General features: G+C 59.3%; 13 protein-coding genes. 3 read left to right on the forward strand and 10 right to left on the reverse strand.

The features are described 5' to 3' along the window. Positions 1-80 precede the first annotated feature (80 nt). The 3 genes from thyA to AD668_RS25760 all read right to left on the reverse strand — a co-directional run bounded on the left by thyA (position 81) and on the right by AD668_RS25760 (position 2,507). Positions 81-785, reverse strand: coding sequence for a thymidylate synthase (gene thyA, locus AD668_RS25750; protein ID WP_082344563.1), 705 nt, complete (start codon positions 783-785; stop codon positions 81-83). Positions 786-834: 49 nt separating this feature from the next. Further along, positions 835-1,641 (reverse strand): prolipoprotein diacylglyceryl transferase, encoded by an 807-nt coding sequence (lgt, locus tag AD668_RS25755; protein ID WP_053163541.1) that lies wholly within the window; start codon positions 1,639-1,641, stop codon positions 835-837. Positions 1,642-1,724: 83 nt separating this feature from the next. Next, the gene (locus AD668_RS25760) at positions 1,725-2,507 is read right to left on the reverse strand and encodes a sulfite exporter TauE/SafE family protein (RefSeq protein ID WP_053163544.1); all 783 of its coding nucleotides are present in this window, start codon (positions 2,505-2,507) and stop codon (positions 1,725-1,727) included. Positions 2,508-2,639: 132 nt separating this feature from the next. Between AD668_RS25760 and AD668_RS25765 the strand changes: the two genes are divergently transcribed. Beyond that, positions 2,640-3,413, forward strand: coding sequence for an NRDE family protein (locus AD668_RS25765; RefSeq protein ID WP_053163547.1), 774 nt, complete (start codon positions 2,640-2,642; stop codon positions 3,411-3,413). Here the strand turns inward: AD668_RS25765 and ptsP are convergent. Then, complete coding sequence (ptsP, locus tag AD668_RS25770) at positions 3,385-5,664, reverse strand: phosphoenolpyruvate--protein phosphotransferase (protein ID WP_053163550.1); 2,280 nt, start codon at positions 5,662-5,664, stop codon at positions 3,385-3,387. The genes AD668_RS25765 and ptsP overlap by 29 nt on opposite strands. A gap of 22 nt (positions 5,665-5,686) precedes the next feature. Beyond that, entirely contained in the window at positions 5,687-6,166 is a 480-nt protein-coding gene (locus tag AD668_RS25775; RefSeq protein WP_053163553.1) for an RNA pyrophosphohydrolase, read from the reverse strand. A 143-nt stretch (positions 6,167-6,309) separates the two neighbouring features. Between AD668_RS25775 and AD668_RS25780 the strand changes: the two genes are divergently transcribed. Continuing rightward, on the forward strand, positions 6,310-6,966 hold the full coding sequence (locus tag AD668_RS25780) for an HAD family phosphatase (protein WP_053163556.1): 657 nt from the start codon (positions 6,310-6,312) through the stop codon (positions 6,964-6,966). 93 nt (positions 6,967-7,059) lie between these two features. Here AD668_RS25780 and AD668_RS25785 read toward each other — a convergent pair whose 3' ends face one another. Together AD668_RS25785 and ilvA are read right to left on the reverse strand one after the other, a co-directional pair. Then, positions 7,060-7,485 (reverse strand): DUF2269 domain-containing protein, encoded by a 426-nt coding sequence (locus AD668_RS25785; RefSeq protein WP_053163558.1) that lies wholly within the window; start codon positions 7,483-7,485, stop codon positions 7,060-7,062. Positions 7,486-7,525: 40 nt separating this feature from the next. Next, on the reverse strand, positions 7,526-9,040 hold the full coding sequence (gene ilvA, locus AD668_RS25790) for a threonine ammonia-lyase, biosynthetic (protein WP_053163561.1): 1,515 nt from the start codon (positions 9,038-9,040) through the stop codon (positions 7,526-7,528). Positions 9,041-9,307: 267 nt separating this feature from the next. Here ilvA and rpiA point away from each other — a divergent pair, with 267 nt between their 5' ends. Next, positions 9,308-9,982: a ribose-5-phosphate isomerase RpiA gene (rpiA, locus tag AD668_RS25795; protein ID WP_053163564.1), complete on the forward strand. Its 675-nt coding sequence runs from the start codon at positions 9,308-9,310 to the stop codon at positions 9,980-9,982. Between the two features lie 120 nt (positions 9,983-10,102). Here rpiA and AD668_RS25800 read toward each other — a convergent pair whose 3' ends face one another. From AD668_RS25800 to AD668_RS25810, 3 genes are all read right to left on the reverse strand, one after another. After that, positions 10,103-11,020 carry an SdiA-regulated domain-containing protein gene (locus tag AD668_RS25800; protein WP_053163566.1) on the reverse strand — a complete coding sequence of 306 codons (918 nt, stop codon included), beginning with the start codon at positions 11,018-11,020 and terminating at the stop codon, positions 10,103-10,105. A gap of 118 nt (positions 11,021-11,138) precedes the next feature. After that, positions 11,139-12,065 carry an SdiA-regulated domain-containing protein gene (locus AD668_RS25805; RefSeq protein ID WP_053163569.1) on the reverse strand — a complete coding sequence of 309 codons (927 nt, stop codon included), beginning with the start codon at positions 12,063-12,065 and terminating at the stop codon, positions 11,139-11,141. Between the two features lie 217 nt (positions 12,066-12,282). Further along, positions 12,283-12,948, reverse strand: coding sequence for a fumarylacetoacetate hydrolase family protein (locus AD668_RS25810; protein WP_053163573.1), 666 nt, complete (start codon positions 12,946-12,948; stop codon positions 12,283-12,285). Positions 12,949-12,957: the final 9 nt, after the last annotated feature.

The raw sequence follows: 12,957 nt of genomic DNA on the forward strand, positions 1-12,957 counted from the left end.
CCATCATTCATCAGCCTTACAGTATGCACTATGTGCAGAAACTGGTCGTCAGGATAAACGTCGGAGAAAGGGAAATTTTTTTAAGCAGCGAGAGCGTACTGTGCAGTATCACCTTGCTCCGATAAAAAGCCCAGGTCGTTGGAGCGGATGTAGAGGGTCAGGGAAATCTCTTTCGTCTCGACATTCGGGTGGAACTGATACAACAAATGGCACGGCGGCAGGGCCATTTCATCGAGTTGGGCACAGTTCCAGCCGTGGAACAGAATTCGACGGCTGCCCGGGTCGTTGATGATGGTGTCGACGCATTGGCGAACCTGGTCGATGGCTTTGTACAGCACCACGTAGGCCTGGCCGTTTTCTTCGCCTTCGGCAATCTGGCGATAGCCCTGGCTCAGGGTCTGCTCGATGGCAGCCGGGTTGCTGACCGGGATTTGCTTGTACGCCGGCCACTTGCGCCATTGCACGCCGTAGATCTCGCCGAGATCGTCTTCACCCTGACGGAACGGATTGGCCAGCCACTGGGCGTTTTCGTTGGCGTTCTGGTCCCAGACCTTGCAGCCCAGCGCGCGGAATTCGGCGGCATTGTTCACGCCACGCAGGAATCCACACATTTCGCCGATGGCCGATTTGAAGGCCATCTTGCGCGTGGTGATTGCCGGAAAACCTTCCTTCAGGTCATAACGCAGCATCGCGCCGGGAAAGCTGATGGTGTTCACGCCAGTGCGGTTGGCTTGCTTGGTGCCGTTCTTGATGACGTGGGCGACCAGTTCGAGATATTGCTTCATGAGTTACCTGTGTCCTTGAACCCGGAGCCAGAGCCCCAGGATTCGAATTTTATACGGCTGCCGCTGGCGTCGCCGGGGCGCGGTGATACGCCAGCCAGATCAGGAACAGCCCGCCGACGATCATCGGCACGCACAGCACCTGACCCATGGTCAGCCAGTTCCAGGCCAGATAGCCCAGTTGCGCATCCGGCACGCGAACGAATTCGACGATGAAACGGAAGATGCCATAGAACAGCGCGAACATCCCCGAAACTGCCATGGTCGGCCGCGGCTTGCGCGAGAACAGCCACAGGATCAGGAACAATGCCACGCCTTCCAGGGCGAATTGATACAGCTGCGACGGGTGACGCGCCAGTTGCGCCGGATCGGTAGGAAAGACCATCGCCCACGGCACATCAGTTGCCTTGCCCCACAACTCGGCGTTGATGAAGTTACCGATGCGCCCGGCACCCAGGCCGATCGGCACCATCGGTGCGACGAAGTCCATCAGCTGGAAGAACGACTTGTTGTTCTTTTTACCGAACCACAATGCCGCCAGCATTACGCCGATGAATCCGCCGTGGAACGACATGCCGCCCTTCCACACCTCGAAAATCAGCAGCGGGTTGGCGAGGTAGGCGCTCAGATCGTAAAAAAGCACATAACCCAAACGTCCGCCGAGGATCACCCCCATCGACATCCAGAACACCATGTCAGAGAGTTTCTCCTTGCTCCAGGTCGGGTCGAAACGGTTCAACCGACGGGAAGCCAGCAGCCATGCACCGCCGATGCCGATCAGGTACATCAGACCGTACCAGTGGATTTTCAGCGGACCGATGGCCAGGGCCACCGGGTCGATCTGCGGGTAAGGCAGCATTGCGACTCCTCGTTAGAGTTCAAATCTCAAAATGTCCCGGCCGACGCTGTCACGCCAGGATTAAGCCAGGATTGCGCCGCTCTTCAGAGCAGGAAGTTCAGGCCGACGCAGAACAGCAACGCGGCAAACAACCTTTTCAGCAACTTTGGCGATAAATTGTGCGCCAACCGCGCACCGAAGCGGGCGAACACCATGCTGGTCAGGGCAATGCCCAACAACGCCGGTAAATAAATGAAACCGAGACTATGAGCCGGCAGCAACGGATCGTGCCAGCCCAGAATCATGAAACTTAATGCACTGGCCAGGGCAATCGGCAGGCCACAGGCCGAAGACGTGGCCACGGCTTGCTGCATCGGCACGCTGCGCCAGGTCAGGAACGGCACGGTCAGCGAACCACCGCCAATTCCGAAAATCGCCGAAGCCCAGCCAATCACACTGCCGGCCACGGTCAGACCGAGTTTACCTGGCACGGTTCGACTGGCCTTGGGTTTGGCGTCCAGCGCCAGCTGCGCGGCGATCACCAGGGCAAACACGCCGATGATTTTTTGCAGGTTCGGGCCGGAGATCGCTTCGGCCGTCAGTGCGCCGAAACCGGCGCCGACCAGTATGCCGACCGTCATCCAGACAAAAATCGGCCAGCGCACCGCGCCTCGACGGTGATGCTCACGTACGGCATTGACCGAGGTGAAGATGATCGTCGCCAGCGAGGTACCGACCGCCAAATGGGTCAGGATCGACTGATCGAATCCCTGCAAGGTAAAACTGAACACCAGCACCGGGACAATGATGATCCCGCCGCCCACTCCAAACAATCCGGCCAACAAGCCTGCGCAGGCGCCTAGCGCCAGATAGAGCAGAAATTCCATTTTGCATCCCCGCCGATCCCAAAACCGAGCGGCATGGTAACGGATGCATGGCCTCGACCTCCACTGTGCAAGACGATGGATCGATGAGCGATGTCTGCGTAGAGTGGGCAAAAAACACACTAGGACGCCCTTATGTGCCTGATTGTTTTTGCCTGGCGACCGGGTCATGCCCAGCCGCTGCTTGTCGCGGCCAACCGCGATGAATTCTACGCCCGCCCCAGCCTGCCGCTCGCGCCATGGCCGGAAGCACCGCATGTGCATGCCGGTCGCGACCTGGAAGCCGGCGGTACCTGGCTGGGTATCGGTGCCAACGGTCGCTTTGCCGCTTTGACCAATATTCGCGACCCCCATCAACCGCCCTCACGAAAGTCTCGCGGCGAACTGGTGGCCGGCTTTCTCAGTGGAGACCAATCGATTGATGACTATTTAAGCGACGTTGTCCGACGTTCGCTCGAATACGCCGGCTTTAACTTGCTGGTCGGCAACAGTCATGAGCTTTGGCACTTCAATGCACGCGATTCTGAGGCTGTGATGCTGCAACCGGGGATCTATGGATTGTCGAACGCCGGACTGGACACGCCATGGCCGAAACTGCTCAAGGCCAAGGCTGCCCTGAGCGAGGTGCTGCTGGACCCGCAGCCCCAGGCGCTGTTGGCGTTATTGAGCGACGCACAGACGGCGCCGTTTGCCGATCTTCCGGATACCGGTGTCGGGTTGGCGACCGAGACGTTGTTGTCGAGTGTATTTATCGCCAGTCAAAGTTATGGGACACGGGCGAGTACGGCGTTGATTGTGCAGGCGGATGGGGCGCGGCATATGGTCGAGCGCAGCTTCGGGCCGTTTGGCGGGCATTTGGGGGAAGTCGAGATCAAAATCTTTAAAGTGCCTTCACCGCCGCCGGATTGATCATCCGCGCCAACCCGAGATTCTTCAGCGCCAACTGCAACGAGCTGTGGATAACTTGCGGATTGTCGATGGTCATCAGTTCGGCGAGCAATTCCTTGGCCTTGCTCAGGTTGATCTGACGCAGCATCCACTTCACCTTCGGCAGGTTGGTGGCGTTCATCGACAAACTGTCGAAACCCATCGCCATCAACAGCACCGCCGCCGCCGGATCACCGGCCATCTCGCCGCAGATGCTTACAGGTTTGCCTTCGGCATGGGCATCACGCACCACATTCTGCAGCGCTTGAAGTACTGCCGGATGCAGGTAATCGTAAAGGTCGGCCACCCGTGGGTTGTTGCGGTCCACGGCCAGCAGGTACTGGGTCAGGTCATTGGAACCGACCGAGAGGAAGTCCACTTGGCGCGCCAGTTCCTTGGTCTGATAGACCGCCGCCGGAATTTCGATCATTACCCCAACCGGTGGCATTGGCACGTCGGTGCCTTCGTCACGCACTTCACCCCAGGCCCGGTGAATCAGGTGCAGGGCTTCTTCGAGTTCGTGAGTACCGGAGATCATCGGCAGCAGAATGCGCAGGTTATTCAGGCCTTCGCTGGCCTTGAGCATGGCGCGGGTCTGCACCAGGAAGATTTCCGGGTGGTCGAGGGTGACGCGAATGCCGCGCCAGCCGAGGAACGGGTTGTCTTCCTTGATCGGGAAATACGACAACGCCTTGTCGCCGCCGATGTCCAGGCTACGCATGGTCACCGGTTGCGGGTGGAACGCCGCCAGTTGTTCGCGGTAGATCGCCAGTTGTTCCTTTTCACTCGGGAAGCGCTGGTTGATCATGAATGGCACTTCGGTGCGGTACAGACCAACACCTTCGGCACCACGCTTCTGCGCACGCGCCACATCCGCCAGCAGGCCGGTGTTGACCCACAACGGCATGCGGTGTCCATCGACCGTGATGCACGGCAGATCGCGCAATGCATCGAGGCCCAGGGCCAGTTGTTTCTCTTCTTCCACCACCTCGGCGAATTGCTTGCGCAGCACATCGCTGGGGTTGGTGTAGACCTCGCCGCGGTGACCGTCGACGATCATGCCGATGCCGTCGACTTTGGAATACGGCAGGTCGACCAGGCCCATCACCGTCGGGATGCCCATGGCCCGGGCCAGGATCGCGACGTGGGAGTTGCCCGACCCCAGTACCGACACCAGACCCACCAACTTGTCTTCCGGCACCTCGCCGAGCATTGCCGGCGTCAGTTCCTCGCTGACCAGAATGGTGTTGTCGGGATAGACCAGGGTTTGCTGACGCTCTTCCTGCAAATAGGCGAGCAGTCGGCGGCCGAGGTCTTTGACGTCCGAAGCGCGCTCGCGCAGGTAGGCGTCGTCCATCAATTCGAAACGGTTGACGTGATCGGTGACCACTTGGCGCAAGGCGCCCTGGGCCCACTGGCCGGTCTTGATCACGGTGGTGACTTCGCTGCCCAGCGCGGCATCGTCGAGCATCATCAGGTAGACGTCGAACAACGCGCGCTCTTCCGGGCGCAACTGCGTAGCGAGTTTGGCCGACAGCGTGCGCATATCGGCACGCACGCCTTCGATGGCCGTCTTGAACAGCCCGAGTTCGGCGTCGATGTCGGTGACGGTCTTGTCGGGCACCACATCCAGATCGGCCGGAGGCAGCATGACCACCGCGGTACCGACCGCTGCACCGGGTGAGCCGGGCACACCGACGAACTTGGCTTCCTGGATGCCCTTGCCCTGACGACCCAGGCCACGGATCGAACCGGTGGCTTCGGCATGGGCGATAACCCCGGCGAGCTGCGCGCTCATGGTCACGAGGAAGGCTTCTTCGCCTTCATCAAACTGACGGCGTTCTTTTTGCTGAATGACCAACACGCCGACGACGCGGCGGTGGTGAATGATCGGCGCCCCGAGGAAGGAGGCGTAGCGCTCTTCACCGGTTTCGGCGAAGTAGCGGTAGCGCGGGTGATCCGCGGCGTTTTCGAGGTTCAGGGGTTCTTCACGCGTGCCGACCAGGCCAACCAGACCTTCGTTGGGGGCCATGCTGACCTTGCCGATCGAGCGCTTGTTCAAGCCCTCGGTGGCCATCAATACGAACCGGTTGGTCTCGGGATCAAGCAGGTAGACCGAGCAGACCTGACTGCCCATGGCCTCTTTGACGCGCAACACAATAATCCCCAACGCCGCCTTGAGATCCTTGGCGGAGTTAACTTCCTGGACGATCTTGCGCAGCGTATTGAGCATGGCTCGGGGTCGAACTCCGTCGTCAGTCGCGCGCTAAAAGGCGCGGGGCAAGCTCTTTGAGAGCGCGTCGATACACCTCGCGCTTGAATGTCACCACCTGGCCCAACGGATACCAATAACTGACCCAGCGCCAGCCATCGAATTCCGGTTTACCGGTCAAATCCATCCGCACCCGTTGCTCGTTCGAGACCAGGCGCAGGAGAAACCACTTCTGTTTCTGGCCGATGCACAGCGGTTGGCTGTGGGTACGCACCAGACGTTGCGGCAAACGATAGCGCAACCAGCCCCGGGTGCAGGCGAGAATTTCAACATCTTCGCGCTCCAGGCCAACTTCTTCGTTCAGCTCGCGGTACAAGGCGTCTTCCGGCGTCTCTTCGGGGTTGATTCCCCCCTGCGGAAACTGCCAGGCATCTTGATTGATACGGCGAGCCCATAGCACCTGGCCGGCGTCATTCGTCAGAATGATCCCGACATTAGGGCGAAAACCATCGGGGTCGATCACGGCAACAACCTCGCAAACGCATGTCGTCGCATTGTTCCACAAAGGTTGTGAAGGCGGCAACGAAGGTTCCTACCTTATGTGCACTCTTGTGAAAAGACCGTATTCTTGTCGCCTTTTTACAGACATATCAGCGGGTAACTGCAATGCGCCTGGCTCTATTCGATTTGGACAACACTCTTCTTGGCGGTGACAGCGATCACGCTTGGGGCGATTACCTGTGCGAGCGCGGCTTCCTTGACGCCGTCGCCTACAAGACGCGCAACGACGAGTTCTATCAGGATTACCTGGCTGGGAAGCTGGATAACGCTGCCTACCTGAACTTCTGCCTGGAGGTTCTGGGTCGCACCGAGATGGCCACGCTGGATCAGTGGCACAGCGACTACATGCGCGATTGCATCGAGCCGATCATGCTGCCCAAGGCCCTCGAACTGCTGAAAAAGCACCGCGACGCCGGCAACAAACTGGTGATCATCACCGCCACGAACCGCTTCGTCACCGCACCGATTGCCGTGCGTCTGGGCGTTGAAACCCTGATCGCTACCGAGTGCGAAATGCTCGATGGCCGCTACACCGGGCGCAGCACCGATGTGCCGTGTTTCCGCGAAGGCAAGGTGACACGGTTGAATCGTTGGCTGGAAGAAACCGGATATTCGCTGGAGGACAGCTACTTCTATAGCGACTCGATGAATGATTTGCCGTTGCTGGAGCAGGTGACGAATCCAGTAGCAGTGGATCCGGATCCGAATCTGCGGGCAGAGGCCGAGAAACGTGGTTGGCCGGTAATCACTCTGCGCGACTGAAGACGCCATCGCCGGCAAGCCGGCTCCTACAAGGGCAGCACTCGCCCTGTGGGAGCTGGCTTGCCGCCGACAGGTTCAACTCGGTCTCAAGCACTAAACCGGCTTGGCGCCCATCAACCCGGCAATGGCGATAAAGCAGACAAAGCTGAACAACGCCAAGGCAAAGGTGAATTTCCCCACGTCACCGGGCGTTTTGCGCAGCTTGTTCAGCCGCACCAGCAACCAGAACCACGCGAGCGCCGCCACGGTGTACAGCACGCTGGAAGCCAGCAACCAGGTCTGGCCCAGCGGCCAGCCCACCAGATGCACCATCCCCCAGCCGGTGAACGGCATGCTCAGCAGTGCCAGGCCCATCAGCAGCCAGACAAACACTCTTGGCCCCTGCAAGGTGCGGCTGCCCGCCGTCGCATCACCCTTGCGCCGCGCGAGCAAAACCCAGACTCCCAACCCCAGCGCACAAGCCAGCAGTACAACCGTTGCCACCATGTGCGCCGCTTTCAGGGCAGTTAACGATTCCATTGTCAGATTTCCTTATTATCTTACCCGTCAGCGTAGCCGTTCAGCCAAGAAACAGCTGATAGGCCGGATTGTCGCTTTCGTCCCAGTATGGGTAACCGATTTCTTCCAGCGCCGCCGGCACCAGGTGGCGCTCGTCGTGAGGCACTTGCAGGCCCGCGACGACACGACCATCCGCCGCACCATGGTTGCGGTAGTGGAACATCGAGATATTCCAGCGCCCGCCAAGCTTGTTGAGGAAGTTGAACAGCGCGCCCGGACGTTCCGGGAACTCGAAGCGCAAGATCACTTCATCGACCACATGCGCAGCGCGGCCGCCAACCATGTGACGGATGTGAAGCTTGGCCAGTTCGTTGTCGGTCAGGTCCAGCACCGGAAAACCCTGCCCGCTCAGGCTGGCGATCAGCGCGCTGCGCGGGTCGTTTTCCGGGTGCGTCTGCACACCGACGAAGATGTGCGCTTCGCTGCCGGTGTTGTAGCGGTAATTGAATTCGGTGATCTGGCGCTTGCCGATGGCCTCGCAGAACGCCTTGAAGCTGCCCGGCTTCTCGGGAATGGTCACGGCGATGATCGCTTCACGACCCTCGCCCAGCTCGGCGCGCTCGGCCACATGACGCAAACGGTCGAAGTTGACGTTGGCGCCGGAATCGATCGCCACGAAGGTCTGCCCGGTGACGCCGCGCTGTTCGACATACTTCTTGATCCCGGCCACGCCCAGGGCGCCGGCAGGTTCGGTGATTGAACGGGTATCGTCGTAGATGTCCTTGATCGCCGCGCAGATTTCATCGGTGCTGACGGTGATCACCTCATCGACATAGTCTTTGCAGATATCAAAGGTATGCTGACCGATCTGGGCCACCGCGACGCCGTCGGCGAAGAGGCCCACGGTCGGCAGCACCACGCGCTCACCAGCCGCCATCGCCGCTTGCAGGCAATTGGAATCATCCGGCTCGACACCGATGACCTTGATGTCCGGGCGCAAATACTTCACATACGCGGCGATGCCGGCGATCAGGCCGCCACCACCCACCGGGACGAAAATCGCATCCAGCGGCATCGGGTGCTGGCGCAGAATCTCCATTGCTACCGTGCCCTGCCCTGCAATGGTGTGCGGATCGTCGTAGGGGTGAATGTAGACGTAGCCTTTTTCGTCGACCAGTTTCAGCGAATAGGCCAACGCTTCCGGGAACGAATCACCATGCAGCACCACCTTGCCACCGCGCGAGCGCACGCCTTCGACTTTGATCTCTGGAGTGGTCTTGGGCATGACGATGGTCGCTTTCACGCCCAACACCTTGGCCGCCAGGGCCAGACCTTGCGCATGGTTGCCCGCAGAAGCGGTGACCACGCCGCGAGCGCGTTCTTCATCGCTCAGCTGGGTCAGCTTGTTGTAGGCGCCGCGAATCTTGAACGAGAACACCGGCTGCAAGTCTTCGCGCTTGAGCAAAATACTGTTGCCCAGCCGCTCGGAGAGCTGGCGGGCAGTCTGCAATGGGGTTTCTACGGCAACGTCATAAACGCGCGAGGTGAGGATCTTTTTGACGTACTGTTCAAGCATCGGAAAGCATCACTGAGCGGGTTGGGCAGGACCACGGAGTCTAACCCGGCTTTTGGCCACACGACCACCTGTTGTAGGAGCGAGCTTGCTCGCGAAAAACGCAATGGCACCGCTGCACATCTATTTTCACGCGTAATCGTTCACGACCATCGCGAGCAAGCTCGCTCCTACAAGGAACGGTCGATCTGCCAATCGGGCAATGACCTTCCCGGCCCCGAAGCCTATAATGCCGGCCTTTCGTTCTCTCCTCGGCACCCCGGAGCCCGCATGAACCAGGATCAACTCAAACAGGCAGTGGCTCAGGCCGCCGTCGACTTCATCCTTCCGAAACTCGACGACAAGAGCATCGTCGGGGTCGGCACCGGCTCCACCGCCAACTGCTTCATCGACGCGCTGGCCAAGCACAAGGGTGCATTCGATGGCGCCGTCGCCAGTTCCGAAGCCACCGCCGCACGCCTCAAGGGCCACGGCATACCGGTGTACGAACTCAATACCGTCAGCGACCTGGAGTTCTACGTCGACGGCGCCGATGAAAGCGACGAGCACCTGAACCTGATCAAGGGCGGCGGTGCGGCCCTGACCCGCGAAAAGATTGTCGCGGCCGTGGCCAAGACCTTTATCTGCATCGCTGATGGCAGCAAGTTGGTGCCCGTACTCGGTGCGTTCCCGCTGCCGGTCGAAGTGATTCCAATGGCCCGCAGCCACGTGGCGCGTGAGTTGGTCAAGCTCGGTGGCGATCCGGTCTATCGTGAAGGTGTACTGACCGACAACGGCAACATCATCCTCGACGTGTTCAACATGCAGATCACCAACCCGGTGGAGCTGGAGACGCAGATCAATGCCATCGTCGGCGTGGTCACCAACGGTTTGTTCGCGGCGCGTCCGGCGGATCTGTTGCTGCTTGGGACCAGCGAAGGTGTGAAAACCCTGCGCGCTGAATAAGCTCACACAATCCCCTGTAGGAGCTGGCTTGCCAGCGAAAGCGGTGTAATGGCCGACATCGATGTCGAATGTCTTGCACCCTTCGCTGGCAAGCCAGGTCCTACAGGAACCGTGTCAGCCTCAAGGCTGGGTTGGTTTTTTGAACACGTAAAACAGGTTCGGCTCGCTCACCAGATACATGGTGCCCTCGTCATCCATGGCGATGCCTTCTGCCTGCGGTACGGTTTTCTTCAGACCTTGCCGGCCTTTGATCAGCGACATGGTGCTCAGCGGTCGCCCGTCCACGTCCAGCTCCAGAATCAGGTTGGACTCGTCCGACAGCGCCAGCAAATGACCGCTTCGTTCGTCGTATTGCAGACTCGACAGATCGCGCACGAACATCCCGGCATCGCGCTTGGGGTTGTTGATCACGTGAACTGCATAGGATTTTTCGGGATTGAAATGCGGAAATCCGTGCACCTCGTAGATCAGCATCGGGTCGCGTTCCTTGGCAACAAACAGCCGCTTGCCCACCGAATCATAAGCCAGCCCCTCAAACCCCTTGTTGCCGCTCATGTGCACGCCGAGGGTCATCTGTTCGGCATCTGCCGCATCGAGAAAAGTCACGCCCGGCTCCAGGTGAATCTTGATCAGCCGCTGCTGAGACTCGTCTGTGATGACATAGGTATCGGCGCTGATGAACTCCACGGCTTCCGGATCGCCGAAACCGATCAGCGAAACGCGACGCAAAATCCTGCCATCGAGGGATAGCTCGATCAGTTCGGAATTCTTGTTGGTCACGGTAAAGAGGCTTTTGCGTACAGGGTCGAAGGTCAACGCCGAAACATCGTCGTTCAAGCCTTCAATCACTTGCGCCTCTGCGGCCACCTGGTACCGATCCAGCCCGATGGACTGGGTGCTCATCGGCTGCCACAGGGTGTGCAGGTTGAACCAGGCGCGTTCGAAAAGGCGCATGTACTGCCCGATCCCGATCAGTACGATCAGAGATATCACTGACAAGATCAGAATCAAGGGCTTGGGGCGGGCAAATCGGCGCATTCGGGAGGGCTCGGGTTCAAGACAGGCGGATGAAATATCACGTCTGTCTGAACTGAAGCTTAATGGCCACTGGCCAAGTCGCACAACCGAGCGTAATTATTCCTGTAAAACGTAAACGTCACTTCTGCTTTTCGAACCGGTAAAACAGGTTCGGCTCACTTACCATATACAGCGTACCTGCCTCGTCCATCGTCACGCCTTCGGCGCGCGGAATGGTCTTTTTCAGGCCGTTGAAGCCCCCCAGCAAGGTCATGAAGCTGACCTGCTCGCCCTTCTCGTCCAACTCCAGCAACAGGTGAGAGTCAGCGGACAGCACAAGGGTATGGCCGGTGCGCGGATCGATGGCCAAGGCCGAAAGGTTACGGATGTCCAAATCGTTGCTGACGAGTCGTTGCTTGTCACCGGTGAGCGTCTTGCCGTCGCCTTTCCAGGTGAACAGCGCGGGGGGACGCTCTTCACCCAGCAACAGTTGCTGATTACGGGCATCCCAGGTGACACCTTCAAACGCCTTGTTCTGGTCTTTCGAAGGTCCGAGGTCGTATTTGAGGAAATCGGCGAGGTTCAGTTCGCGGGTGTCGGCATCGACTTTGACGATGGTGATCTGATGGTCACGCTCATCGACAATGGCCAGCAGGCCGTTGCCCAGCACGGTGACACCTTCCGGGTTGCTCCAGCCCACCAATGGCATTTTGCGTAGAACATCGCCCTGCAAGGTCAGTTCGACCAGAAAGGGATTTTTACCCATGACCGAAAACAGGGTTTTGGTTTGAGGATCGTAGGCCAGATCGGAGGCCTCATCCTTTTCCATGCCCGGCAGCAGCTTGGCGTCGATCACAGCCTGGTAGTCCGGCAACCAGACACTCTCCTGGCGCTCGGCCGGGCTTTCGAGATTTTCCTGCATCCAGAGCACGCCACGATCGTCCCAATGCATGGCAAATGCGACCCCATAAGCGATGGCGGCCACCAGCAAAAGCCAGGTGTACCAACGCAGGGCGAAGCGCGAGCGGCGGGCAGTTTTAAGCGTGGAGAGCGGTTGGATGGCCATCAGGGAATGCGTTCCAGAAATTCAGGCTAGGGGTAATAGCACAATTGAGCCCGGCCAGTCGGCCGCAAGCCTTGGAATTATCCAGACAGGATGTGAAAAAAACGGGAAATGGCGGGATCGGCCTTTTGCGTTTCAGCCAAATCAAAAGATCGCAGCTGGCGGCAGCGCCTACACCGATCTCTGTAGGAGCTGCCGCAGGCTGCGATCTTTTGCTTTTTTAACGAACGCTGCTGGTAAAGCTGCTGGCACCCGGCAGTTCCAGGACGATCTCGTCGCCCACATTCAACGGCCCCACACCCACCGGCGTGCCGGTCAGGATCACATCACCGGCCTGCAGCGAGAAGCAGCCGGCCATGTGCTGGATCATCGGTACGATCGGGTTGAGCATTGCGCTGCTGTTGCCATCCTGGCGGACTTCACCGTTGATGGTCAGGCGGATGCCAATGTCAGTCAGGTCAGCAAAGGTGCTGCCGGACACGAACGGAGCAATCACCGCCGCGCCATCGAACGATTTAGCGATTTCCCACGGCAGGCCCTTGGACTTCAGCTCCGCCTGCTTGTCGCGCAGTGTCAGGTCCAGGGCCGGGGCGAAACCGGAGATGGCATCGAGCACTTCTTCACGGCTCGGTTTGGTCGACAATGGTTTGCCGATCAACACCGCGATTTCCGCTTCGTAGTGCACTGAGCCACGCTCGGTCGGGATGTTGAATCCACCCTCCAGCGACACCACGCAACTGCCCGGCTTGATGAACAGCAGTGGTTCGGTCGGCACCGGGTTGTCCAGTTCCTTGGCGTGCTCGGCGTAGTTACGGCCGATGCACACCACCTTCCCCAACGGGAAGTGAATACGCGTACCGTCGACATACTGGTGCTGATAGCTCATTACCGACTC

The organism is Pseudomonas sp. P1.8 (assembly GCF_001269805.1).
Classification (GTDB): Bacteria; Pseudomonadota; Gammaproteobacteria; order Pseudomonadales; family Pseudomonadaceae; genus Aquipseudomonas.